Source organism: Streptococcus suis (assembly GCF_024509555.1).
Lineage (GTDB): Bacteria > Bacillota > Bacilli > Lactobacillales > Streptococcaceae > Streptococcus > Streptococcus suis_AD.
This window is the reverse complement of record NZ_JAMWEL010000024.1, coordinates 1-22,300: the sequence shown is the minus strand read 5'-3', so window position 1 is coordinate 22,300 and position 22,300 is coordinate 1. Positions and strand designations below refer to the sequence as shown.

The 22,300-nt window shown below is 40.4% G+C and carries 24 protein-coding genes; 9 read left to right on the top strand and 15 right to left on the bottom strand.

Annotated features, from left to right (window positions below):
• Positions 1-101: 101 nt before the first annotated feature.
• The 3 genes from NF418_RS09160 (at position 102) to NF418_RS09150 (ending at position 3,260) form a co-directional block, all read left to right on the top strand.
• Positions 102-1,256 carry a hypothetical protein gene (locus NF418_RS09160; protein ID WP_256779371.1) on the top strand — a complete coding sequence of 385 codons (1,155 nt, stop codon included), beginning with the start codon at positions 102-104 and terminating at the stop codon, positions 1,254-1,256.
• On the top strand, positions 1,256-2,206 hold the full coding sequence (locus NF418_RS09155; protein ID WP_256779370.1) for a C39 family peptidase: 951 nt from the start codon (positions 1,256-1,258) through the stop codon (positions 2,204-2,206). The genes NF418_RS09160 and NF418_RS09155 overlap by 1 nt, the downstream gene beginning before the upstream one ends.
• A 229-nt stretch (positions 2,207-2,435) precedes the next feature.
• Positions 2,436-3,260 carry a Cof-type HAD-IIB family hydrolase gene (locus NF418_RS09150; RefSeq protein WP_256779368.1) on the top strand — a complete coding sequence of 275 codons (825 nt, stop codon included), beginning with the start codon at positions 2,436-2,438 and terminating at the stop codon, positions 3,258-3,260.
• A 48-nt stretch (positions 3,261-3,308) separates the two neighbouring features.
• Here NF418_RS09150 and NF418_RS09145 read toward each other — a convergent pair whose 3' ends face one another.
• The 4 genes from NF418_RS09145 to NF418_RS09130 all read right to left on the bottom strand — a co-directional run bounded on the left by NF418_RS09145 (position 3,309) and on the right by NF418_RS09130 (position 6,462).
• A complete protein-coding gene (locus NF418_RS09145) occupies positions 3,309-4,091 on the bottom strand; it encodes an ABC transporter permease (protein ID WP_256779367.1) in 783 nt (260 codons plus the stop codon).
• Position 4,092: 1 nt separating this feature from the next.
• Positions 4,093-4,872, bottom strand: a complete 780-nt coding sequence (locus NF418_RS09140; protein WP_256779366.1) for an ABC transporter permease — start codon at positions 4,870-4,872, stop codon at positions 4,093-4,095.
• Positions 4,865-5,848: an ABC transporter ATP-binding protein gene (locus tag NF418_RS09135; protein WP_256779365.1), complete on the bottom strand. Its 984-nt coding sequence runs from the start codon at positions 5,846-5,848 to the stop codon at positions 4,865-4,867. Before NF418_RS09135 ends, NF418_RS09140 begins: the two co-directional genes overlap by 8 nt.
• Before the next feature lie 83 nt (positions 5,849-5,931).
• On the bottom strand, positions 5,932-6,462 hold the full coding sequence (locus tag NF418_RS09130; RefSeq protein WP_256779364.1) for a TetR/AcrR family transcriptional regulator: 531 nt from the start codon (positions 6,460-6,462) through the stop codon (positions 5,932-5,934).
• 125 nt (positions 6,463-6,587) lie between these two features.
• Between NF418_RS09130 and NF418_RS09125 the strand changes: the two genes are divergently transcribed.
• The 3 genes from NF418_RS09125 to NF418_RS09115 all read left to right on the top strand — a co-directional run bounded on the left by NF418_RS09125 (position 6,588) and on the right by NF418_RS09115 (position 11,276).
• Complete coding sequence (locus NF418_RS09125) at positions 6,588-9,047, top strand: YhgE/Pip family protein (protein ID WP_256779363.1); 2,460 nt, start codon at positions 6,588-6,590, stop codon at positions 9,045-9,047.
• 121 nt (positions 9,048-9,168) lie between these two features.
• Positions 9,169-10,062 (top strand): ABC transporter ATP-binding protein, encoded by an 894-nt coding sequence (locus NF418_RS09120; RefSeq protein ID WP_256779361.1) that lies wholly within the window; start codon positions 9,169-9,171, stop codon positions 10,060-10,062.
• Positions 10,059-11,276: an ABC transporter permease gene (locus tag NF418_RS09115; RefSeq protein ID WP_256779360.1), complete on the top strand. Its 1,218-nt coding sequence runs from the start codon at positions 10,059-10,061 to the stop codon at positions 11,274-11,276. The genes NF418_RS09120 and NF418_RS09115 overlap by 4 nt, the downstream gene beginning before the upstream one ends.
• A gap of 70 nt (positions 11,277-11,346) precedes the next feature.
• On the opposite strand, the gene NF418_RS09110 is transcribed toward NF418_RS09115, so the two are convergent.
• The 4 genes from NF418_RS09110 to NF418_RS09095 all read right to left on the bottom strand — a co-directional run bounded on the left by NF418_RS09110 (position 11,347) and on the right by NF418_RS09095 (position 14,462).
• Positions 11,347-12,417, bottom strand: coding sequence for a DUF4097 family beta strand repeat-containing protein (locus NF418_RS09110; RefSeq protein WP_256779359.1), 1,071 nt, complete (start codon positions 12,415-12,417; stop codon positions 11,347-11,349).
• The gene (locus NF418_RS09105) at positions 12,414-13,169 is read right to left on the bottom strand and encodes a DUF1700 domain-containing protein (protein ID WP_256779358.1); all 756 of its coding nucleotides are present in this window, start codon (positions 13,167-13,169) and stop codon (positions 12,414-12,416) included. The genes NF418_RS09110 and NF418_RS09105 overlap by 4 nt, the downstream gene beginning before the upstream one ends.
• Positions 13,156-13,482, bottom strand: coding sequence for a PadR family transcriptional regulator (locus NF418_RS09100; protein ID WP_256779356.1), 327 nt, complete (start codon positions 13,480-13,482; stop codon positions 13,156-13,158). The genes NF418_RS09105 and NF418_RS09100 overlap by 14 nt, the downstream gene beginning before the upstream one ends.
• A gap of 179 nt (positions 13,483-13,661) precedes the next feature.
• Positions 13,662-14,462, bottom strand: a complete 801-nt coding sequence (locus NF418_RS09095; RefSeq protein WP_172053957.1) for a formate/nitrite transporter family protein — start codon at positions 14,460-14,462, stop codon at positions 13,662-13,664.
• Positions 14,463-14,731: 269 nt separating this feature from the next.
• Here NF418_RS09095 and NF418_RS09090 point away from each other — a divergent pair, with 269 nt between their 5' ends.
• Together NF418_RS09090 and NF418_RS09085 are read left to right on the top strand one after the other, a co-directional pair.
• Entirely contained in the window at positions 14,732-16,264 is a 1,533-nt protein-coding gene (locus NF418_RS09090) for a helicase HerA-like domain-containing protein (RefSeq protein WP_256779353.1), read from the top strand.
• A 111-nt stretch (positions 16,265-16,375) separates the two neighbouring features.
• The gene (locus NF418_RS09085; RefSeq protein WP_256779351.1) at positions 16,376-16,990 is read left to right on the top strand and encodes an NUDIX hydrolase; all 615 of its coding nucleotides are present in this window, start codon (positions 16,376-16,378) and stop codon (positions 16,988-16,990) included.
• A 41-nt stretch (positions 16,991-17,031) separates the two neighbouring features.
• On the opposite strand, the gene NF418_RS09080 is transcribed toward NF418_RS09085, so the two are convergent.
• The 5 genes from NF418_RS09080 to NF418_RS09060 all read right to left on the bottom strand — a co-directional run bounded on the left by NF418_RS09080 (position 17,032) and on the right by NF418_RS09060 (position 20,420).
• Positions 17,032-17,700, bottom strand: coding sequence for an MIP/aquaporin family protein (locus tag NF418_RS09080; protein WP_256779349.1), 669 nt, complete (start codon positions 17,698-17,700; stop codon positions 17,032-17,034).
• Positions 17,701-17,983: 283 nt separating this feature from the next.
• Positions 17,984-19,249 (bottom strand): tyrosine-type recombinase/integrase, encoded by a 1,266-nt coding sequence (locus NF418_RS09075; protein ID WP_256779348.1) that lies wholly within the window; start codon positions 19,247-19,249, stop codon positions 17,984-17,986.
• Between the two features lie 86 nt (positions 19,250-19,335).
• A complete protein-coding gene (locus NF418_RS09070; RefSeq protein ID WP_256779346.1) occupies positions 19,336-19,581 on the bottom strand; it encodes a helix-turn-helix domain-containing protein in 246 nt (81 codons plus the stop codon).
• Positions 19,582-19,794: 213 nt separating this feature from the next.
• Positions 19,795-20,202, bottom strand: coding sequence for a type II toxin-antitoxin system death-on-curing family toxin (locus NF418_RS09065; RefSeq protein WP_024377378.1), 408 nt, complete (start codon positions 20,200-20,202; stop codon positions 19,795-19,797).
• Entirely contained in the window at positions 20,199-20,420 is a 222-nt protein-coding gene (locus tag NF418_RS09060) for an AbrB/MazE/SpoVT family DNA-binding domain-containing protein (RefSeq protein WP_024377377.1), read from the bottom strand. The genes NF418_RS09065 and NF418_RS09060 overlap by 4 nt, the downstream gene beginning before the upstream one ends.
• Before the next feature lie 239 nt (positions 20,421-20,659).
• On the opposite strand from NF418_RS09060, the gene NF418_RS09055 reads away from it, so the two are divergent.
• Entirely contained in the window at positions 20,660-21,433 is a 774-nt protein-coding gene (locus tag NF418_RS09055; RefSeq protein WP_256779343.1) for a hypothetical protein, read from the top strand.
• Positions 21,434-21,681: 248 nt separating this feature from the next.
• Here the strand turns inward: NF418_RS09055 and rpmG are convergent, their stop codons facing one another.
• The gene (rpmG, locus tag NF418_RS09050) at positions 21,682-21,831 is read right to left on the bottom strand and encodes a 50S ribosomal protein L33 (protein ID WP_002262412.1); all 150 of its coding nucleotides are present in this window, start codon (positions 21,829-21,831) and stop codon (positions 21,682-21,684) included.
• Between the two features lie 15 nt (positions 21,832-21,846).
• The gene (gene rpmF, locus NF418_RS09045) at positions 21,847-22,029 is read right to left on the bottom strand and encodes a 50S ribosomal protein L32 (protein WP_002937589.1); all 183 of its coding nucleotides are present in this window, start codon (positions 22,027-22,029) and stop codon (positions 21,847-21,849) included.
• Positions 22,030-22,300 lie beyond the last annotated feature (271 nt).

Genomic DNA, 22,300 nt, shown 5'->3' with positions numbered 1-22,300 from the left:
AATGTTTCTATCAAGAATATTAAGCAGAAAGGAGGAAAATTAATCGAATGATAGAAATGATTTACCTTTAAGGAAAGCATTTTGTTAGGAAGGAGGAAAGAATGAGAAAGGGATTTGTATGGTTATCATTAGCTTTTTTGACCTTACAACTTTCAACCGCCTGTACCCAAAAAGAACAGGAGATAGAAATTTCTCAGAAAAGTGAAGTACAAACCTTGCCGTCAAAAAAGCTAGTTCCAGGTCAATTTAAGGAAGTACCTGCCTCCGAACTGTTGGATGCTTCGACGACTCTTGACTATCCTACAGACTATACCTTTGTACCGACTTTTTTTGGAGATGATGGGCTTGTCTATGGTTATCATATGGATGAGAAAAATGGCAAGAGTTCCTTGATTTATCTGGATACGGCTTCAAAGGAATACAAGACCTTGCAATCTGTTGATTTCCAGCATAGCCCTGTCACTTTTGGAACCTATTATGCAGACAAGGAACTGACCGTTTTTCATGAATACCATTATGAAAATCAAGTTTCCAAATACTATCTTTGGACCAAGGAAACAGACAGCATAAGGGAACTCATTACCATTCCAGAGGTTCCTCCTCTACACTATACATTTATTGAGCGGTGGGAGAAGGATATTTTCCTTGTGACTAGTGATGGGAAAGGGAATTATCCTATCCTTAGGTACGATCTGACTAAGCAGGAAATGAGTATTTTGGAGGAGAGAAATAGTGGCTATCCGCTTGTGCTAGGTGATGATTTGTACTATCTGCTCTTGGATAATGTGCAGTTAAAAACCGAATTGGTACGCTATCATCTGCCGACAACTGAAAAAAGTATCTTGGCAACAACCCAAGGCAGGGATGCATTTTACAACGGTCTATCTGCCTATGGAAATGAGTTGATTTTGATGAAGCAACTGGATGGTAAAGTTGTTTTTGAAAAAGGAATTGGTGAGAACAGTGAGGAGATATTGGAGACAAATCATGCAGAAGTGATTAGCTGTCATCAAGGCTATCTATCCTACATTGGAACCAATCGAAATGCTGAGTACGGTCGTATGCAGCCCTATCTCTACAATCTGGACAAGCAGCTTGCCTACCAATATGATGACAGTGTCTTGTATCTCTCCCAAGCCGGCATTCTCTGGGTAGAGTATTTGAAACCAGAAGATGAAATCGGTGTCGGAACTATTTTTAATGCAGAAAATTCTAGGATGCGATTCCTAGCTTTTAAAGAAATGAGGGAAAAATAATGAAAGGGAAAAAAATAGTCATTCCAGCTCTAGTGCTGAGCTTAGTTGGAGGGGCAGGGATCCTCGCCACCTTAAACCAATCTTCAGCACCAGTTAGCAATACCAGTAAAACCACTACACAAGTTAGTAGCACAGATAAATCAAAAGTAGAAAAAACCAAGGAAAGTAGTAGCACAGAACAGTCATCTGCTACTTCTACCACGGACAGCAATCAGTCAAGCACGCAATCAATTGCCTCACAAAGTCAAGCTACAAGTACTGTTGCCGAATCAAGTAAAACTGAGGGGGCTACTAAAGTAGCGACAGAAACAGTTACTACCGAAATCAGTAAAGAGAATCCTCCAATAAGTCAAGAAACCCTAGATAAATTATCCAAAACTCCGACACAAGCAGGGCAGAAGGTTATGCTCAATGTTAGACCTCAAATCCAAAGAGCATGGAATACTTGTGCTCCTACTACTGTGAGTATGATGCTCTCCTATCGTGGAATAGAGGTTTCTCAAGAAGTGCTGGCACAAGAAATGGGGACAGATAATACCTTTGGTACCCATAATGCCAATGCCATTCAAATTTTAAACCGTCACTTGTTTGGTTATGATCATCCTCAGTCCAACCAACCTGGATATCGTTTGGCAACGGTCACCACTTCAGATGTCCATTCTGAACAGATGAATCTCTTCAAGCAACGCTTGAGACAAAATATAGCTGATGGCTATCCTATGTATTACACATTTGATAGTTCCAAAATCTATCCAGGTCTTCGTGGAGAGCATAATGTGATTGGTATTGGCTATCAATTAACTGAGGATGGTTCAGACATTGCCTACCTATATTATTTAGATCCTTCTCCTAACGTTCAAGACCCGGTTTACGGAGGACTAAAAAAAGTAAGTCCTCAAGAATTATTTGCAAGTATGTTGACCTGTGTAGAGCCAAACTATGGTTGGTAGTATGGTCGTATAGAGAATACCAAAGAATCTGAACTCTGACTGATATAAATTAGGGATCAGAAAAAGGAGAAATATTGTGAAATTGCATGTAGCCAGAAATTGTTGCATGCAATTTTTCATGTATTCTGCTTAGAGACTCGTTGCCAATTCAACCCTCCCATCCTTTTCTATGGTATAATGAGATAAAGTTGGGAAATTCAATTTTCCACCTGTACGAAGGGATAAGAGTATGATAAAATTAATCGCAACAGATATGGATGGGACCTTTTTAGATGGTCAGGGGAGTTTTGATAGAGAGCGATTTTCACGGGTCTTGGATCAACTAGATCAGAAAAAAATCCCTTTTGTCATCGCTAGTGGCAATGGCATTGGGCGACTGCTACAATTATGCCAAGGATTTGAAAATCGACTGATTTTCGTGGCTGATAATGGTGCCCATATCTATCATCAGGGTAAAACACTCATTCGTCGATCCATACAGCAAGAAGAAACCAAAGCCATATTAGAATTTTTCCAAGGGCGTTGGCCAGATGTATGTTTAATGTTGTCGAATGAAGAAAACATTTATATGCAGGCTGGGGCTGGTGTGCCATTTGCAGGGACGGATTTGCCCATTGAACCCGCACAAATGACTGCCTTCCAAAATCGTGTGACCTATCTAGACGATCTCAGTGCCTATCCAGTTTCAGAGTCAATACACAAGGTTGGTCTTTGGGTTCCGGAAGCGCGTGTGGAGTTGATAACGGAAGCCTTTAATCAGGCTTTTCACGGTCAGTTGGTGGCTGTAACCAGTGGTTATGGTTCCATTGATATATTGCCAGAAGGAATTCATAAGGCATGGGGCTTGGAACAGGTTTTGACAAATTTAGCAATCACGCCAGATCAAGTCATAGCCTTCGGTGATTCTGACAATGATATTGAGTTATTATCCTACGTTGGGTATTCCTATGCCATGGAAAATGCGACAGACAAGGTCAAGGCGGTTGCCAAAAACATGGCTCCAAGCCATTTGGAAGCTGGTGTATTACAGGTGCTTGAAGAACTTTTTCTATAAAGATATCGAAAAAGCTAGAACTCTCAATCCAGAGAATTCTAGCTTTTTTTAATTTCCAACACTGGTGAACTTGGTCATGCCGTAGCGGAAGAGTTTATAATTGATGCAAAATAAGACCACCACCACCAGTGGCAAGGCCAGTCCCCACATAGACAAGTCTAAGAAGTAGAGGGCTGGGAAATAAGCGGTAAAGGCGTAGGGGAAAACAAATATCAGCAGGATTTGAATGAGTTTTGGATAGATGTTGAGGGGATACTGAGCCATTTGATTGAGGGAGAAAATCCCCATGGTCATAGGGAAAGATTCAACAATCCAAAAGGCTAGGGCCGTTGGTCCTAATTGAATGGTCGCATAGAGTAGGCCGATACAAATGGCAATAAAGATGAGTAGGGCTAGTTTTCCAAGACTCCATTCCATACCCAGTTCCTTGGAAGCTTGGACTAGTGCAAGGGAACCGATGAGGGTTGTTCCGATTCCTTGTGGCTGAATTCGTTCACAGATAAGTTGAAAAAGAGGATTGACAGGCATGAGGAGGAGGCGTTCAAATTCGCCTTGTCGGATGTAGCGACTACCAAACATCCAGAGATTGTCAAAGAAAATCAAGTGAATGGAGCGTCCGACGGTAGCTATTCCATAGATGAAAAGCATTTGACCGTAGTTGAAACCAGCGATTTCCTTAATATTTCCAAAGAGGATGTTGAGGAAAATCAAGTAGACAATTTGTTCAATCAAAGAGGAGAAAAGCCCGATGAAGAAGTCCACCCGAAAGGACATCTGGGCCATCATGTAGACCTTGATGTTATATAGATAGAGGCTGATATATTTCTTCATGTTAACCTCCAAAAATGACAATACGACGCTTGGCTTGGGACCAGAGTAGAGCGATGAAGCAGGCTAGAATGGGTATCCATATAACTTGCAATCCCAAAGCAGTTAGATCGCTTTCCTGTCCTAGTAAAATGGAAACTGGAACGTTAACAGCATAATTATAGGGAAGGAGTTTTAAAAAGTTTTCCACAGCCTGTGGATAGAAGCTGAGTGGCAAAAGCGCTCCAGAAGCTAGATTGAAAAGTCCCATTCTCAGAAGCATAACTCCCCAGGCATTGACCGTAAAAAATGCTAAGAAGCCAAAAGCCATATCCAGCAATTGAACGATAAACATACCGAGGATGGAGCTGACTAGAAAGAGCAAAATAGTTTTTCCGTCAGGTAGATAAAAATCCTGATGAACAAGTATGATACCGATAAATACGATGGCAAATTTTATCAGTTCCAAGAGCTTATTTCCAAGGTCTTTGAAAAAGAGGGCTAGAATAAAGGAATAGGGTCTGAGAAATTCTCCAGCAATGCTTCCTTTTAAAATGCTATGGGACAAATCTTCTCCGAGTGAGAAAGAATTTAAACTGGCTAGTAGATTAGCAAAGATGATATATGTAGTAAAGGTTTGTAGGGTAAAGCCATTGACTTCTGGTTGAGTGAAGAAAATGGTTTTCCAGACATAGAGAGCTACCAAAATCTTCACTGCCAGTGAAACGAAAGTCGCTAGAAAGAAAGCCTTATACTGCATAGCATTCATCATGGTCAGGCGGGTCATGTAGAGATATTTACGCATGGATACCCTCCTCATAAATTTGGCGGACCATAGTTTCAATTTCCAATTCCTTCATGGTAACATCTTCAATGGCATAATGATTGAAAACCTGCTCAATTACCTGGGCACTGGTCCAAAGCTTGCTTTGATAATGGATTTCAAAATGGAAGTCATCCAACTGCTCAAACTCCCAGCCCTCCAATTGCAAATTTTTTTCAATTGGTTTTTCTGTGGAGAAGAGAATAGTCTTGACTGTGGAAAAGCGTTCCTTGAGGACGGTCAGTGAACCATCATAGACTTTTTTGCCCTTATCAATGATAAAAATCCGTTCACAGAGGCTTTCGATGTCCTTCATATCATGGGAAGTAATCAAAAAAGTGGTCTGGTATTCTTGATTCATATAGCGGATGAAGGAGCGAATGGTCTCCTTAACGCTGGCATCCAAGCCGATGGTTGGTTCGTCTAAAAAAACAACGGCAGGTTGGTGGATAAAGATAGCCGCAAATTCACAGCGAACTCGTTGGCCGAGTGACAGATTACGGATTGGTTGCTTCATAATATCAGCCAAGTCCAATAGGTCAATCAAGACAGCCAATCGCTCTTTGAATACCTTATCTGGAACATCATAAATTTTTGCGTGAAGGATAAAAGATTCCTGGACAGGCAAGTTCCAATCCAAGTGAGATTTTTGTCCAAAGAGAACGCCGATTTGCTTGTTGACAGCTTTACGGTTTTCTTGAGGGTTGAGCCCATTGATGCGGACGGAACCCTGGTCTGGATAGAGAACACCTGTCAGCATTTTAATGGTGGTCGACTTACCGGAACCATTGGAGCCGATATAGCCGATAATTTCTCCTTTTCTCACCTGTAAGGAAATGTCTTGAACAGCAGGAATGGCCTTTTTCTTGGGCTTGAAAAAGGCCTTGATAGAGCCTTTGAGCCCCACTTCCTTATCGATAATAGAATAGGTTTTTGATAGATGTTCTGCCTGAATCATTTCATTATCTCCTTTTAAGAAAACGTTTGCACAATAAGGCTATTATACCATATTTCTTAAGTTGTGAAGGCAGAAAATAATGTTTACGGTAACATTTTGATTAGAAAATCCGTCATGAATTGAGGTGATTCTTGCTTCCCATTTTTTATCCAAACCTGCATGATACCGAAGAAGGCATGTGAAAAATAAATACTACGGTATTCTTTTTCCTTTTCTGATAATGGTTCTTTGAAATATTCTTTCAAATCCCTTGCAATCAATATGCGGACCTTATGGATTAGAAATTGTTGAATTTCCTGTGTACCATGATGACTGAGCAAGGCAGAAAGGAGTTGTTCTCGATAGAGTAATTGAAAAATTTCTAAAAAAACTTGTGTTCTATTCTGCCCATGATGATCAAAAATGTATTCGAATTGATGAAATAAATCTTTTTGATAGGCCTCAATCAATTCATATTTATCCTTATAATGTGTATAAAAACTAGAACGGCTGATGCCGGCTTGACTTGCCAGGTGTGTGGTTGTAATTTCGTTAAAAGGTTGCGATTCAAGACAAGTAATCATGGCTTCTAAAATTGCCTGACGTGTCCGTTCTTTTCGATTATCTGTTCCCATAATTTCTCCTTTTGAACATTTTTAGACACAATGTCTAAAAACGGTTCTTCTAACTTGATTTTGAAAATGATACTTGTATAATGTATTTTATCAGTTTTTGGACAGTATGTCTAAAGGAGTTGCTTATGTTACAAAAAGTAAAGAATATTTTCAAAAAACCAATGACTTTGGTTACCATTATTGGTGTTGCCTGTGTCCCAGCCTTATATAACATTAGTTTCCTAACCTCAATGTGGGACCCTTACGGTCGACTAGACCAGCTTCCTGTAGCAGTGATCAATCAAGACCAGTCGGCAAGCTTTCAAGATAAAACCCTCACCATTGGTGATGATATGGTGGACAATATGAAAGAGAGCAAGAGTCTGGATTTCCACTTTGTATCAGAAACAGATGCGGAAAAAGGTTTGGAAGAAGGGGACTATTACATGGTCATCACCCTACCAGAAGATTTATCAGAAAAAGCATCCAGTCTCTTGACGGATCAGCCTAAACCACTAACAATTTCCTATCAAACCTCTAAAGGTCACAGCTTTGTCGCTTCTAAGATGGGCGAATCAGCTATGGAGAAATTAAAGACATCTGTTTCAGAGACGATTACTGAAACATACACAACTGCCGTTTTTGAAAGCATGGGAGAGATTCAATCTGGTATGGTTGAGGCAGCAGATGGTAGTCAACAATTGACAGATGGTGCTAGTCAATTAGAAACCGGAAGTCAGACTCTATCATCAGGCTTATCTACCTTATCTTCATCAGGTCAATCACTGGTGACAGGAGCAAACCAATTGGCCACCGGTCTTGTGTCTTATACAGATGGAGTCAACCAGGCTGCGACAGGCAGTCAAACACTTTCCAGTGGCTTAACGACCTACACAAATGGGGTAGCTAGTCTTGCTTCAGGTGCGGAGCAATTAAATGCCAATTCCTCACAGCTCATCGCTGGGGTGGGACAATTGCAATCAGGAGCAAGTCAGGTTGAACAACTGGTAACGGGAGCCAATCAATTGCAGGCAGGCTTGGAGCAACTGGCTAGTTCAACTAGTTTGTCTGCTGAACAGTCTAGTCAAATACAGGCCTTATTGACAGGGCTTCCTCAGTTGCAGGCGGCCATCAATCAATTAAATGATAGCCTATCAAGTATCGGAGGACTTGCAGTAGATACCTCTACTCTATCTAGCCTCTTGACAGAGATGGGGGCTCAAGCTCAAGGATTGTTGACTGCAGCACAAGCTGATAAAACAGCCAGCATTGAAGCCTTGCAAGCAACGGCTACCTATCAAAACTTGACAGCTGATCAGCAAGCTGAATTGGTTGGAGCCCTCCAAAACTCGCCTTCAACAACAGTGACAGCAGCCCAAACGATTTTGGGTCAAATGTCGCAACTCAGTCAAGCCTTATCTAGCCTACAAAGTCTTTCTGGTATGGCAACACAAATGAGCCAGCTACAATCAGCTGTCGGTCAGATCAACACGGCTGCCAATCAAGCATTGCCAGGTGCTACAACAGCCATTGAAAACCTATCAAGTGGCTTGAGTCAGGTCAACACCGCCTTGAACCAACAAGTTCTACCAGGAACTCAAGCCTTGACGAGTGGTGTGAGTCAACTTCAAACGCAATTATCAAATGGAGCAAGTCAGCTCATGTCAGGAGTAACAGCCTATACCGCAGGTGTTGCCCAATTAGCAGAGGGTGGAGCCCAGTTGGTTGCGAATAATAGTAGTATCCAATCAGGAGGTGGCCAGTTAACATCAGGATTGGCAACCTTGGCTGCCAACTCCAGTCAACTTGTCAGCGGTTCAGGACAACTGGCTTCAGGTAGTCAGCAATTAATTGCTGGTGCGGATCAGTTGGCCAGTGGCGGTCAAACCTTGACAAGCGGTATTTCCAGTCTTCGTACAGGTAGTGAAACCCTGACGAATTCACTCAGCTCAGCCAGTCAACAACTATCAGTCGTCTCTGTAGAAGACAAAAATGCACAAGCAGTTTCTCAACCAGTCACCTTGGAGCACAGTGACAAAGATGATGTGAAAACCAACGGAGTCGGCATGGCTCCTTACATGGTATCAGTCGCACTGATGGTTGCAGCCTTATCAGCGAATGTTATTTTTGTCAAACATATTGATAATCGCTCCTACAAAGATCGTTGGGATTGGGCTAAAGGGAAATTGTTACTGAATGGTACGATAGCCAGTCTAGCAACATTGATTCTGTACGGTGTTCTTCGCTTGATTGGAATCGATCCGGCTCATCCAATGGCAACCTTGGGATTAATCCTCTTAGCTTCTTGGACCTTCATGGCCCTCGTTACAGCCTTGGTAGGCTGGAACAATCGTTTCGGATCCTTTGCCAGTTTAATTCTCTTGTTACTACAGCTTGGATCAAGTGCAGGTACCTATCCAATTGAACTCAGCCCACGCTTCTTTCAAATCATTCAGCCCTATCTTCCAATGACCTATTCTGTTTCAGGTCTTCGTCAAACCATTTCTATGGTTGGAAATAGTAGTCATCAAACATGGATGCTTAGTCTCTTCTTAGTAGGCTTTATGGGATTGGGGCTCTTGATTTATCGACCTACTGAGGAGTAGTTTTTGGGACAATAGCAGAGCAGGTTTCCTGTTCTGTTATTTTACATTTTTTTACAAGCAACTATTTACAATGCCAAGAAAAAGGTGTACAATAAAATCAATCAATTCTAAGGAGGTTGAGATGTTAGAAGTTCGTCACTTATGTAAAAGTTACGGGACCAAGGAAGTCTTGCAGGACATTTCATTCACGATTCCATCAGGAACAATCTGTGGTCTAGTAGGGAAAAATGGTGCCGGTAAAACAACCTTTTTCCATTCCTTACTGCGTTTTGTCAGCTACGAGGGAGAGATTATCTTGGATCAGCAGGCTGTCACGCCAGCTTTGTTCCCAAAAATCGGCTACCTGCCAGAAGAGCGGAGCCTCATGCCCAAGTTGACCATTTTTGATCAGGTGCGGTATCTGGCTAGCCTTAAGGGCATGACCAGCAAGGAAGTAGCAGAAAAATTGCCTGTGTGGATGGAGCGATTGCAGGTCAAGGGCAAGATGAATGACAAGATAAAGAGTCTATCCAAGGGGAATCAACAGAAAATTCAATTGATTGTTACCTTGATACATCAGCCAAGTTTAATCATTTTAGATGAGCCATTTTCTGGTCTTGATCCTGTTAATACGGATCTCTTGAAACGGGTTATTTTGGAAGAAAAAGAACGCGGAGCGACTCTCATTTTCTCAGATCATGTCATGACCAATGTGGAGGAACTCTGTGACCAACTGCTCATGATTCAAGATGGTCAATTGGTTCTCAATGGGGGCATTCAGGATATCCGCCGTCAATTTGGTCGGACAAGGCTCTTCCTATCATCTGATATCCCGAAAGAACGTTTGGAAGGTCTGCCCCATGTCCTTTCTATTCAGATGACCAATCAAGACAAGTGGCGACTAGTCTTGGATGATGAATCAGCAGGTCAGGAATTGTTCCAGTTGATTAGTGGTGGGCGGTATCTGACCACCTTTGACCAGCAGGCTCCAACTATTGATGAAATCTTTAAAATGAAATCGGGGGTGGCAGAATGAAAGCCTTGTTATTAGTTGCAAAAGAAACCTATCTCCGTCAGGTCAAATCCTGGTCCTTTGTTTTTATGGTCCTATCTCCCTTCCTCTTTCTCGGCTTATCTTTGGGATCAGGCTATCTAACAAGCTCTAGCATGAATGCTGGGTCGGAAAAAATTGGTCTCGTAAGTGAGGACTTTATGGCCCACATGGCCTTTGCCACCCTCGATTTAGACCTGGTTCTTGTGACAGAAGAAGAAGCCAAGCAACAGCTTTCAGAAGAAGAGTTGGCAGGCTATATCAAGGTCGCAGTTGTGGACCAGCAATACCAGGCGACCTATCATGGAAAAGAGGTCCCTTCTCAATCCGTTCAGCAAACCTTCCAGTCTATTCTAGAGAGTTTGCAGCAGCAGCTCAATGAAGCAAATGCTCAACTGACACCAACTCAGCTTGAAGTTCTAGCCATCCAGCCTTCCTATGTGGAGGAAGTTGGTGACCAAGAGGGGCTGGAAAAAATTGGACAGATGATTACCTTCTTTGGCTTGATTTTCCTCATGTACATCATGACTATTGTCTATGCTTCTACAACTGCCCAGGAAGTAGCCAGTGAAAAGGGAACGAAAATCATGGAAGTGATTTTCTCTAGTGTTCCAGCCTGGACCTATTTCTATGGTCGCATCTTTGGCATCTTCCTCGTCATTGCGACCCATTTGGGTGTCTATCTTGTAGGTGGCATCTTAGCCTATCACCTAGCAGGACAATTAGAATTGACCAAGGAAATCTTTGAGTCAAACCATGTCTTGGTGCAAGCTGTTTTAGACAACTTGGACTGGATCATGATTCTCTTTGCTATTTTCGGCCTGCTCCTAGGAGTAACCCTGGCTTCCTTGTGTGGCTCTCTTGTGGTGAGGCCAGAAGATGTCAACAAGGCTGTTCAACCTGTTATGTATCCTATTATCATCGGATTTTTAGGAGCCATGACCTTTGGGCAACAAGCGCAAGAACATATGGTGGTGAAAATCGGATCCTACATCCCATTTTTATCCTCCTTCTTTATGCCGATTCGCCAGATAAATGGCTGGGCAAGTAGCTGGGAGACCTGGCTATCCTTCTTCATTCTCGCAGCGACCACGATTGGAGCAATCGTCTTCATTGGCAAATCCTATGCAGGCTTGATTTTACAGACCGATGATATCGGCTTTTGGAGAAGCTTGAAGAAAGGCTTAACGAGCAAGTAATTCTGCCCACAATAGAACGAAAAGACCAACTTAGGAATCCTAAGTTGGTCTTTGTTAGCTGTTCGGTCATTTATTTTGGATCACGGAGGTTGATAGTCGCGTTGGTTGCTTCAACGGTTAATTTGTTTTTACTTTCTTTTTTCTCAACCGTCAGACTAAAACCATCTTCTGTTTCCTTGACCTCTAGTTTTTCATACTGGTCTCTTGTAAAGATACCAATGTCTTTCAACTGACTTTCGTCAATCAGACTTGATTCGCTTTGGGCAGTTTCCCACTCTTCATCTGACTCGTAGTAGTAGCCCATAAATTCGCCTAGACTTCTCACGTCAAGCTTATTTTGAATCTGGAGATTGATGTCTGCTAATGATTGGTCAGTCAGATCGATATTGGTCACGGTATAAGCTCGGTCTTCGTGTGGGAGGAATTTGTTGTCTCCTAGGAGAGTTCCTTCAATCAAATCCAGTTGGCCATAGTTTTCAACAGAAACATTTTCGAGCTGGGTCTGATAGAAATGGATATTGTCACCTTGTGCAGAGATAGTGGTATTTTTAATCGTTGATTTACTGATATTTGTATAGTAACTACTTACAGTACCTGATTCCAATTGGACATTGTTGAGATAGAGCCTCCCGCCTTGCTCGACGGTCATTTCCTTGATATGGACATTTTCGATGTAGAGACTATCGTAGTAGCGATTATAGGCATTGTTACTGATGAGTCTGTCCAGCTGCTTACCTGTTGGAACCTCGATGGTAACTGAGTAGATGTCGATGGCGTCATCGGCTAATCTTTCCCCGAGAAACTGCATGATACCTTGAATGGACAGTTGGGGATTTTTTGAGCTTAGAGCCAGGATGCCATTTTTCTCAGTGACTTCAACTGTGTTGTGGGTGTTATTTTTTGAGTTGGCATAGGACACATGGAAGAGTCCATCGGTTGATTCCTTGATCGTAACTGAATGCGGAAGATCTTTAATCTGGATTTCTGATAGGGAAGTATAGGATGTTTGAACCTGATTTGGCTTTGCGATTTCTTCCAGGCGGTTGAGACCACCAGAGAAAAATCCTATTCCGACCAGAATCAAGCCAGAAATCAAGCTGACAAAGCCCGTGATGAGGGCGATAGTAAGTTTCTTTTTCATGCTCGTTTACCTCGTTTCAAGATCCATTGGAAGAAGGTTTTGACCAATCGCCATGCCCAATAGGAGAAAAATCCGGTCAAAAGGTAGAGTAGGATGGCCGCACCAAACAGGGATACGCCAGCGCCAAAACCCATGATGAAGACATTGACTCCTTCTGAAAGCAAGGTAAATCCTTCCCAAATCAAGGAACCACCAGTAACCATCAAGCCGACTCCCAAGCCAAATGCACCAATGATGAAGGCGACAATTAATAATACCAAGCCCAACAAGGCCCCGATCAGCAAGAGAAGAAGAGGGATGGTAATCGGGAGGGTAATCAGAGCAAGACTGGCCAACCAAACTGTTTTCCGTGTATGTTTCAATTGCTCTAAGTTTTTACCGATGTAAAAAGCTGCGCTGATAGTGACCAGGAAGATTCCCATGATTCCAAGCAGTGGTTCAACAAAGAGGAAGAAAGCAGAGATGAGAAGGGCAGCGCTCAACAAAGCCAAAGTGAGCAAGAAGCGCTTGTCCTGAGGACTGGTCACATCTTCTGTTGGAGCTGTATCTTCTAGTTGACGGTTGAGCATGTTGTTGATCAGTTCATTGGCTGCTTCCTTAGGAGACCCCAACTCTTCCATGATATCGGCTTCACGTTCAGGACCTGCCTCGTCAAAGTATTCTTCAAAAAAATTTCTGGCTTCCAAATATTCCTTGTGGGGCAGTTTTTTTAAGTGTTTTTCCAACTGCTCCATGTACTCAGTTCTTGTCATGGCGGACGCTCCCTTCTATAATACCATTGATGGTTGTTGTATAGGTATCCCAATCATCTTTGAGCCGAACCAGTTCTTCATGGCCCAGCTGGGTCAGACTGTAATACTTTCGCATCCGACCTTGGTATTCTTGGGAGTAGGTGGTCAAAAAGTCATTTTGCTCTAATCGCTTTAGGATGGGATAGAGGGCAGACTCCTTGATGTTGGCAATCAGTTTGATGGTCTGACAGATTTCGTAGCCGTAAGAATCATCGGATTCTAAAATAGCCATGATGAGAAATTCCGTCAACACTGCGGGGACTGGAAAATACATAGGACACTCCTTTCCTTGATGCTTGTGTAGGTAGGTTTAGATTTGACATATATTTGATTTTTATTATATATCAAAACTTGTTATATATTAAATATACACCTAAACAGATATTTTGTCAACGATATATGTGCAAAAATTGTCAAAAAAAACGGTTGGATTTCCAACCGTAAACAGTTATATTAGTCAACGTAAAGTTTTGATTTATCGCTCAACCAGCTATAGAGAAGACCGATTAAGAGACCACCACCAACGTAGTTTCCAAGTCCTGAGAAGAGGAAGTTGCTTAGTACGCTCAAGAGATTCATTCCTTCGACTGGTCCGCCATTTGCAAAGAAGGCAAGTGAGAAGGTAGAGAAGTTTGCGATAACGTGCTCAAAGCCAAGGAAGGCAAAGATGAAGATGATAAAGATCAATGAGATAACACGACCAGCATCGTCTTTCATACGCATGGTAACAAACACAGCAATGTTTACAACGATGTTAGCGAAGATACCTTCTACAAACTGTGTCAATGGTGTCTTAGCCAATTTAGCAACTGTTGCTTCCAACAAGTAGCTGTGTGGGTCAATATGTTGGTATGGTAAGGTCAAAGACAAGAGGTAGCAGACGATAACCGCACCGACAAAGTTGAAGAAAATACATGTTGCCAAGATTTTCAAAGCAGTCTTAGTTGGGATAACCTTGCGGTGAATGGCAGAAGTCATATACATCATGTTTGAAGTACCAAGCTCAGCATTCATATACAAAATCATGACCAAGCACCAACCAAACATCAAAGCGTAGCTGAATTTTCCTAAATCAGGAACGATATGATTGAGCTTGTCAGCCGTATAAACTGAGATGGCCAAACCGATTGCTAGATAGACACTAGCCATGGTTGCACGAATAGCATAGGCAAAATAGTTGTTTTCGATCAAGTCTGCTTTTTTCTTGATACTTTTGTCGATATTATAAATCAGCGAATCTGGTTGTGCTGCCATAATAATCCCCTTTGTATTTTAAAACGTATTTGAGAATGTTCTCACAATAAAAGAGTATAACAGAAAACCGCTAAAAAAGTAAGTGTTTTTCAGTAAAAAACAAAAGTAACCGTTATCAATTGACAGATGACCTTCATTTGTCTGAAAATCATGATATGTAGAAAGAATGGATATGAATATTTTATGTGAAAGCTAAGTTATCTGCTCTGCTATTTTCCTGAAAACTATGCTACAATAAAGCTAGAAAAAATCGGAAATGAGGCTAGAATATGTCAGATGTTATTGCTTTTGGCTATGGAAGTAGTCGAGCGGAGATGCAGCTCAAGCGGCTCAATCGTCATGGAATCATTGCAGGTGCGACAGGTACAGGGAAGACAGTGACCTTAAAGGTCTTGGCGGAACAGTTGAGTGATGCGGGAATCCCTGTCTTTCTGTCGGACATCAAGGGCGACTTGAATAGTTTGGTTGCGGCCAATACCAAGGAGATTGATCCTAGTCGTCTAGAGAAGACCCATTATCCTGACTATAGCCCAGTTGGCTATCCTGTGGAATTATGGGATGTTTTGGGTGAAAATGGAACCCCTGTTCGCATGACCATTTCAGAGTTGGGACCTGTCCTACTGACACGTTTGTTGGGCTTGAATGATACTCAAGAATCTATACTGAATATCGTATTTAGTGTAGCAGATGAGCGTGGGCTTCTCTTGATTGATTTGATGGACCTGCGGGCTATGCTCAATTTTGTGGCTGAAAATGCGGCAGAGCTGGGCCAGTATTATGGAAATATTCCAGCTCGTTCGGTTGGTGCTATCTTGCGTAGCCTGGTTGTTTTGGAGCAACAAGGTGGTAAGATTTTCTTCGGTGAGCCAAGTCTAGAAATTGCTGATTTGATGCGTACAGCAGAAGATGGCCGTGGGGTTATCAACGTTCTCCAAGCTACTCAGCTATTTAATCAACCAACATTATATTCAACGGTTCTTCTTAGCCTTTTGTCTGAGCTTTATGAAGTCTTGCCCGAGGTGGGCGATTTGGACAAGCCTAAGATGGTCTTCTTCTTTGATGAGGCCCATGTTCTCTTCAAAGATGCACCGAAAGTTCTTCTTGAAAAGATTGAATTGATTGTCCGTTTGATTCGTTCAAAAGGTGTAGGGGTCTTCTTTGTCACCCAAAATCCAACGGATATTCCTGATAGCGTGGCAGCCCAGTTGGGTAATCGTATCCAACACGGTCTTCGCGCCTTTACGCCAAAAGAACTCAAGACAGTCGCGACAGTTGCCGAAACCTTCCGTCAAGAAGGTGATGAGGATTTGGCCAAGGTCATTCAGGAATTGCAGGTAGGGGAAGCGGTTGTGTCTACTCTGCAAGCTGACGGGACACCAAGCTTTGCGGATCGAGTATTGATTTATCCTCCAAAGAGTGTGCTGGGAACGGTGGAGCCAAGCGCCCTCTTGTCAGTTATCAATAATTCTCCTTTGATGGAAAAATATGCTGACGCGGTCAATCGTGAGTCAGCCCATGAGCAGATTTTGGCCATGACGGAGGCTAAAGAAGCCGAACTCATCAAAAAAGCAGAGCAGGCCGAGGCGGAAAAACAGGCAGAAAAAGAAGCAAAAGAAGCCGCTAAAATGGAAGAAAAAGCCCAGAAAGAAGCGGCTAAAGCAGCTCAAAAAGCTAGCCAACCAGCCAGTCGCAAAACAGATTCCATGATGGACCGTTTTACCAAGAACCTGATGAGTCAGGTCGGACGGGAAGTTGGGCGAGTGGTAACTCGTGGTATTATGGGTATGTTAAAAGGAAAATAAACGACTAAACTGGGAAGGAAACTTCTCAGTTTTTTATCTAGACAAAGTTCTTGCCAGATGCCACAAAATTCGTTAAAATAAACACAAATCACTAGTTAGTAAGGAGTTGCCATGACTGATCAATTGCAGGCATTATTGAAAGACTATCAGCCCCAACCATTGGGAGAAAAACGGTCCTATGCAGTTTTCTTGCCTCTAGTATGGTCAGATGATCAGTGGCAAGTTCTATATGAAATTCGGAGCGAGTCTATTTCTCAACCAGGGGAAGTTTCCTTTCCTGGCGGCGGAATTGATGAAGGCGAGACAGCAGAAGAAGCTGCCGTTCGCGAAGTCATCGAAGAATTGGATATTCAAGCTGAACAAGTTGAATTACTAGGTGAAATTGATTATCTCGTTTTCGGTCGCTCGACGATTCGTTGTTTTGTCGGACGACTTCAACTGGACTGGAATACCCTTCAACCCAATGACGAAGTGGCTCGATTCTTTACAGTTCCACTAGAAACCTTGCAAAAAACGGCCCCTGTCTATTATCAACTGGATTCACAAATTGTCCCAGATTGTGACTTTCCCTTTGAACGTTTGAGAGGTGGGGTTGACTATCCTTTCAGTCATCACAAACGCTTTGTTCCCTTTTATGAAAATCTACCAGAAAATATCTGGGGAATGACCGCCCAATTTACCCATCGTTTTGTGGAAATCATAAATCAAAAAACTTCGCCCAGATGAGCGAAGTTTTCTACTTGTTGACCTACAAAATGGTGTTTAACTTATTTTTCAGTTTCCAATAAATGTTGACCTACTAGCGCAGCAAGAGCAGCACCAACTAGCGGAGCAAGGATAAAGACCCAAACTTGGCTAAGGGCAGTTCCACCTACAAAAAGAGCTGGAGCCAAGCTACGTGCTGGGTTAACTGAAAGACCTGTCACGTTCAAGCCCAAGATGATGAGCAAGGTTAAAGTCAAGCCAATAACAAGACCTGCAATTTTTCCGTTGCCTTTGCTTGCTGAAGTTACTGTAACGATAACCAAAACAAAGATAAAGGTTGCAATTACTTCAAACAAGAAAGCACCTGCGGCATTTACAGTTGAAAATCCATTTTCTCCTAAACTTGCTGTTGAAAGTCCAGCATTTGACAAGAAGAAAATCAAGGTTGATGAGGCAAGGATTGCTCCCAAAACTTGTGCAGCCATGTAAGTAGCAAATTCTTGTGCATTCAAACGCTTGTTGATGAACATTGCCAATGAAACAGCAGGGTTCAAGTGTGCACCTGAAACAGTACCGATACTGTAAGCGGCCGCTACAATAGAAAGACCAAAGGCAAATGCAATTCCAAGATGACCAAGACCATCTACACCATTACCAAAAACAACAGCGCCAGTCCCGATAAAGACCAACATAAATGTACCGATAAATTCGGCTAAAAACTTTTTAGACATGTTTTTTCCTCCAGTCAGCTATCTTAAACCATTTTCATGAAAATTTCAAGAAAATAGACTTTAAACTTGTGCCAGCGTATAGGATCTAGAGCTATGCTAATAAGTTGCCTTACAGAAATTAATAAAAGCACCTGAAACCATTGTTTCAAGTGCTTTCCCAGTTCAATTATTTTACCTCAGTAAAGGTTAAGTGTTGTCTATTTTAACTGTCGAAAACCTTATTATAGCAAGGTTTCTAGCGATTCATCAAAATGATGTAGAGAAAAATGTAGAGATATTTTTTCTATACTGTTAACTCCGCAAGTTTTGCCTGGAATAGACTGACGGCTTCAAATTTTTTCTTCGGAGCCAACTCTGCATATGTATCCATCGTCGTTGAAATTGATTTATGTCCGAGACGGATTTGTAATTCTTTCCAATTTGCTCCTGCATTTAACATCAATGATGCGTGAGTATGACGAAATAAGTGAAAACCATATTCTGGCAAACCAGCTGCCATAAGACGATTTTTTAAAGTGGTGCGTTCATTTCTATCGCACATGTAGTTTCCGTAAATAGTAGGAAATATATGATCTGATTTGGGAAGTTCGTGGTTTTTAAAATAGTCGTTCATTTCTGAATGAAAATTGATTAAGTCTTCAATAACATTTTTAGGTACAGCCACCTGTCGATTTCCTGCATCTGTTTTTGGAGTAGGTTTACAAATAATCTCACCTTTTGTACCCAATTTTTTGTCAGCTTTTTTCCATATTAATGTTTTATTCACAATAATTTCGCTAGTTTCAATGTCTAAATCATGAATATCTAATGCTAATAATTCATTTATGCGTAGGGCAGAGGCAAGAAGTGTATTGCAAATAATTTTAAAACGACGGTTGGCACGTGTATTTGGTAATTCGGATAAAAAGTTTAACCATATTTTTAAATCTTCATCGTGAAGAACCATAATTTTTTTCTTTATGGATTTTGGTTTAGGTGGAATAGTGATTGTTGCTGCAGGATTCATGGCTAAACCGTAATTTGTAATACCGAAGTCGAAAATATCACTTAATTTATGGATGACAGCTCCAAAATCTTTTGCACTTCCTTTTTCAGCACGTTTTGTCCCAGATTCTACAGATATTTTTGATTTTTCTGCTAGTTCATTTACCCATGATTGAATTTCGATAGGTTCAATACTCGCAGGAACGTAGTCACCAAACCGAGGTATTATGTAGGTATCTAGATAACCACGGACACGGTTCAAAGTATTCTCGGAAGAGACCCAGTTTTTATAGTTCCTAAACCATTCTTCTGCTAATTCCTTCAGTTGTGTCACTTTAACAACTTCTTTCCTAGTACCTCCCTTTTTCTCAAAATCAATTTTAGCTTGAATACACTGTCTATCCAATTTTCGAAGTGTACTTGCAGTGATTGATGTAGTAACCTGTTTTCCTGTTTTTTCATCTTTTCCAAGATAGAGGCCTCTCAAAATATATTTGACTTCTCCGTTTTTTTTAGTTTGTTTTAGCACTTTTTTATTGTTGTGAATAATTGTTTCTGTTTTCATGACACCTCTTTCATGCAGATATTGAAAAAGGCTAAAATAGACTCTCCTCTTCTAAATTTAGATACTTCTATTCTAGCATTTTCCAACTAATTTTCCAAAAAATCAACGATATCCGAAAATTTATAATAAATTGTCCTAGTACCTTCAAATGGAGGCTCAAGACGTTTCAAACCTTTACTTTCCCATTTCTTTAAAGTATTTGGTGAAATTTGCAATTCATGTAAAAGCTCTTTTTGTGTTAATAATGGAAGTTGACGGCTGCTTTGTTTCTGTAAAAGTGTCGTCAAAATTTGTAAGTTCTCTTCAATTCTATTTAATTGTATATTTTCCATCCACTTTAATCCTTTCTTGATTTTTTATTAATTCTTGGAAAATGGAAAATGTTTATGAATGATGTAAAGAATAGTTCATTATTGGAAGCTATTCAAAATCATAGATTCGATGATTATTCTACTGGACCCGATACTGTTATAGACTTCTAAATATCTAAGCGATCAATTAAAATAGAAAAGTGGTTATCGACCAAATAGGTGATAACCACTTTTTTATTTTTTATACACTCGATTTTCTTCTTTCAAAAACTGGATAATCCTATCTTTTAATTCCTCGAAGTCACCTTGAAACGTAGCAATTTCAATCGTCTTTTCCAGTCCATCGTTTAAGGAAAGATTGGATTGATATCCATTCGTTGCTAGAAACATATGTAAAGCTAGCACGGCAGTTCGCTTGTTAGCATTCTTGAAAGGGTGTTTCTTAATTAGGTTTATCCAGATAATGGCAGCCTTACTATAAATGTCGGGATAAAGTACTTTTCCAAAAATCTCTTGTTTTGGCTGCTCAACAATCATCTGCAGGCTGTTTGGATCAGCTATCCCAACGGGCTCCTTTGGGGAATATTTTCCAATAACCATAACATTGATTTTGATAATGTCTTCAGCGGATAGGTATTTCATTTATCTACCAGCTCTTTCAATAATTCATCGTATTGGCTCATAGCTTTTTCTAACTCTTTGTCAAAGTCAAATGTTGGCTCAGCTTTACGAATAATGACATTATTTCCTGAAGTGACGAATTCGATTTCTTCACCAATTTCAGCACCAAGTGCTTCTTTAATAGCGTTTGGGATAGTGATAACAGTGCTGTTACCTGTTTTGCGTAATAAAACATTCATCGGATATACCTCCTGTATTTGTAAATACATTATACAAGATATATACCAAAATTAAAAGTAAATATTTTAACAGGGTCTGTTTGATTTCAGACATTTTCGCAATTTTTTGGTATAATGCAATAAATTAGTAAAAAACTTGGTAAAAGAAGTAGTAAAATAATTGGTATTTCAATATGGAAGATTATCAACCATTTTCGGGTTGTTGATCGAACTATGATGCTACATTACAAATTGGAAATTTGAATATCTACGGAAAAGTAAATATAGCTCCACTCTTTTTAGTTTGCTCAGTCATAGAAATTATTGCTTTGATTAATCGAAATGAAAAGATTTTTCTTCCTTTCCGAGTCATTAATACTTTTCTGATTTTAAACATACTCTCCACTATATCGACAGCTGTTATTGAGTCTGAACAAAGTGCTGCCTTTGCAAATGACATCGGAAACTTTGCATCTTCAGTAATGTCATTTTTTACATTTGGTCTGTTTGAGATGCCGACAGATCTTGCACAATCAAGCAAGCTTTTATTAGGGTACCATTTTATTCGGATAGCACTTTTATTATGTTCTGTCATTTATATTCTTTATTTGTACAATCGTTTTATAAAAAAAGAGGAGTTAGTCCACGCAATCAACTTTGATTTCCACAAACTAGTAGAACTATATTCTAAAAATAAACTTTTAGTAATTGCTACTGTATTGTTGGTAATTTCGCAACTATTGCCATTCAATATTATGAATAAATTCTTGCTTGCGACACCAGCTTTTGCTGATCATCCTATCGTTTCATCGGTAATATGTCTAGTTGCATTTTTACTAGTATCAAATTTATTACAAGATAATACAAATAATGTAAGACGTTATGCAATTATTGAAATTGCATCCGTATTAATTTGGAATCCATTTTATGTTTATAAATTCGGAACTCCTGGAGTTGGTTATCTAGTTTATCTGGTTGGATTGGGAATGTTAGTTTATTCTATTTTCGGAGCAAAGTTGAAAACTGTTAGTTGATGGAAGCTGTAATCTTGTATTGAACAATCAAATGACAGCAACTTCGAAGAAATTATATAGAACAAAAGAGCACCTCATTCGAAGTGCTCTTTTTTATATCTGCATGTTCTACTTTATTTTATTATCTAAAAAAATGTAGAGAAAAATGTAGAGTTTCAATTGATTTGTACTGCAATGTAATGAAATTCAATATTTCAAAAATCGCATTAAATCAAGGTTTCTACCGTCTATTGACGTGTAGTGAATCCCTATTTCACCTCAGTAAAAATTACGTGCTTACGCAATTTTGGTGAGTATTTTTTCAATTGAAGACGGTCTGGAGTGTTACGTTTGTTTTTTGAAGTAAGGTACAAACGCTCACCAGATTCTTTGTGTTCAAGTGTAATATTTACGCGCATGGTATCTCCCTTCTATTATTCAGCTGAAGCAGCTTTAGCGATTTTACGTCCTTTGTAGTATCCTTTCAAAGATACACGGTGAGAACGTGAGTAATCTCCAGTAGTTTCATCAAATTTCACAGTTGGAGCTGCTACTTTATAGTGAGTACGACGTTTGTTTTTCTTCGCTTTTGAAGTGCGACGTGCAGGTACTGCCATTCCTTTTTTCCTCCGTTAAATATAAGGGCATAGCCCTTTTTCAATCTAAAATAGTGCGTATGACTTTCGTCAACTTTAACAGTATAACAAAAGTTTTTTGTAAAGTAAAGTTACTTGACAGATTTTTTTAAAAAATTTTGCCTCGCTAAATTCTCAAAGTAAGTTCTAGTCTGTCTTAAAAACTGGAAATTAGACTGAGACAAAGAAATAAGGTAGAACTTACTATGGGACAAGTTGGCAATCGACAATGAAAAACAAACACTTAACTCTC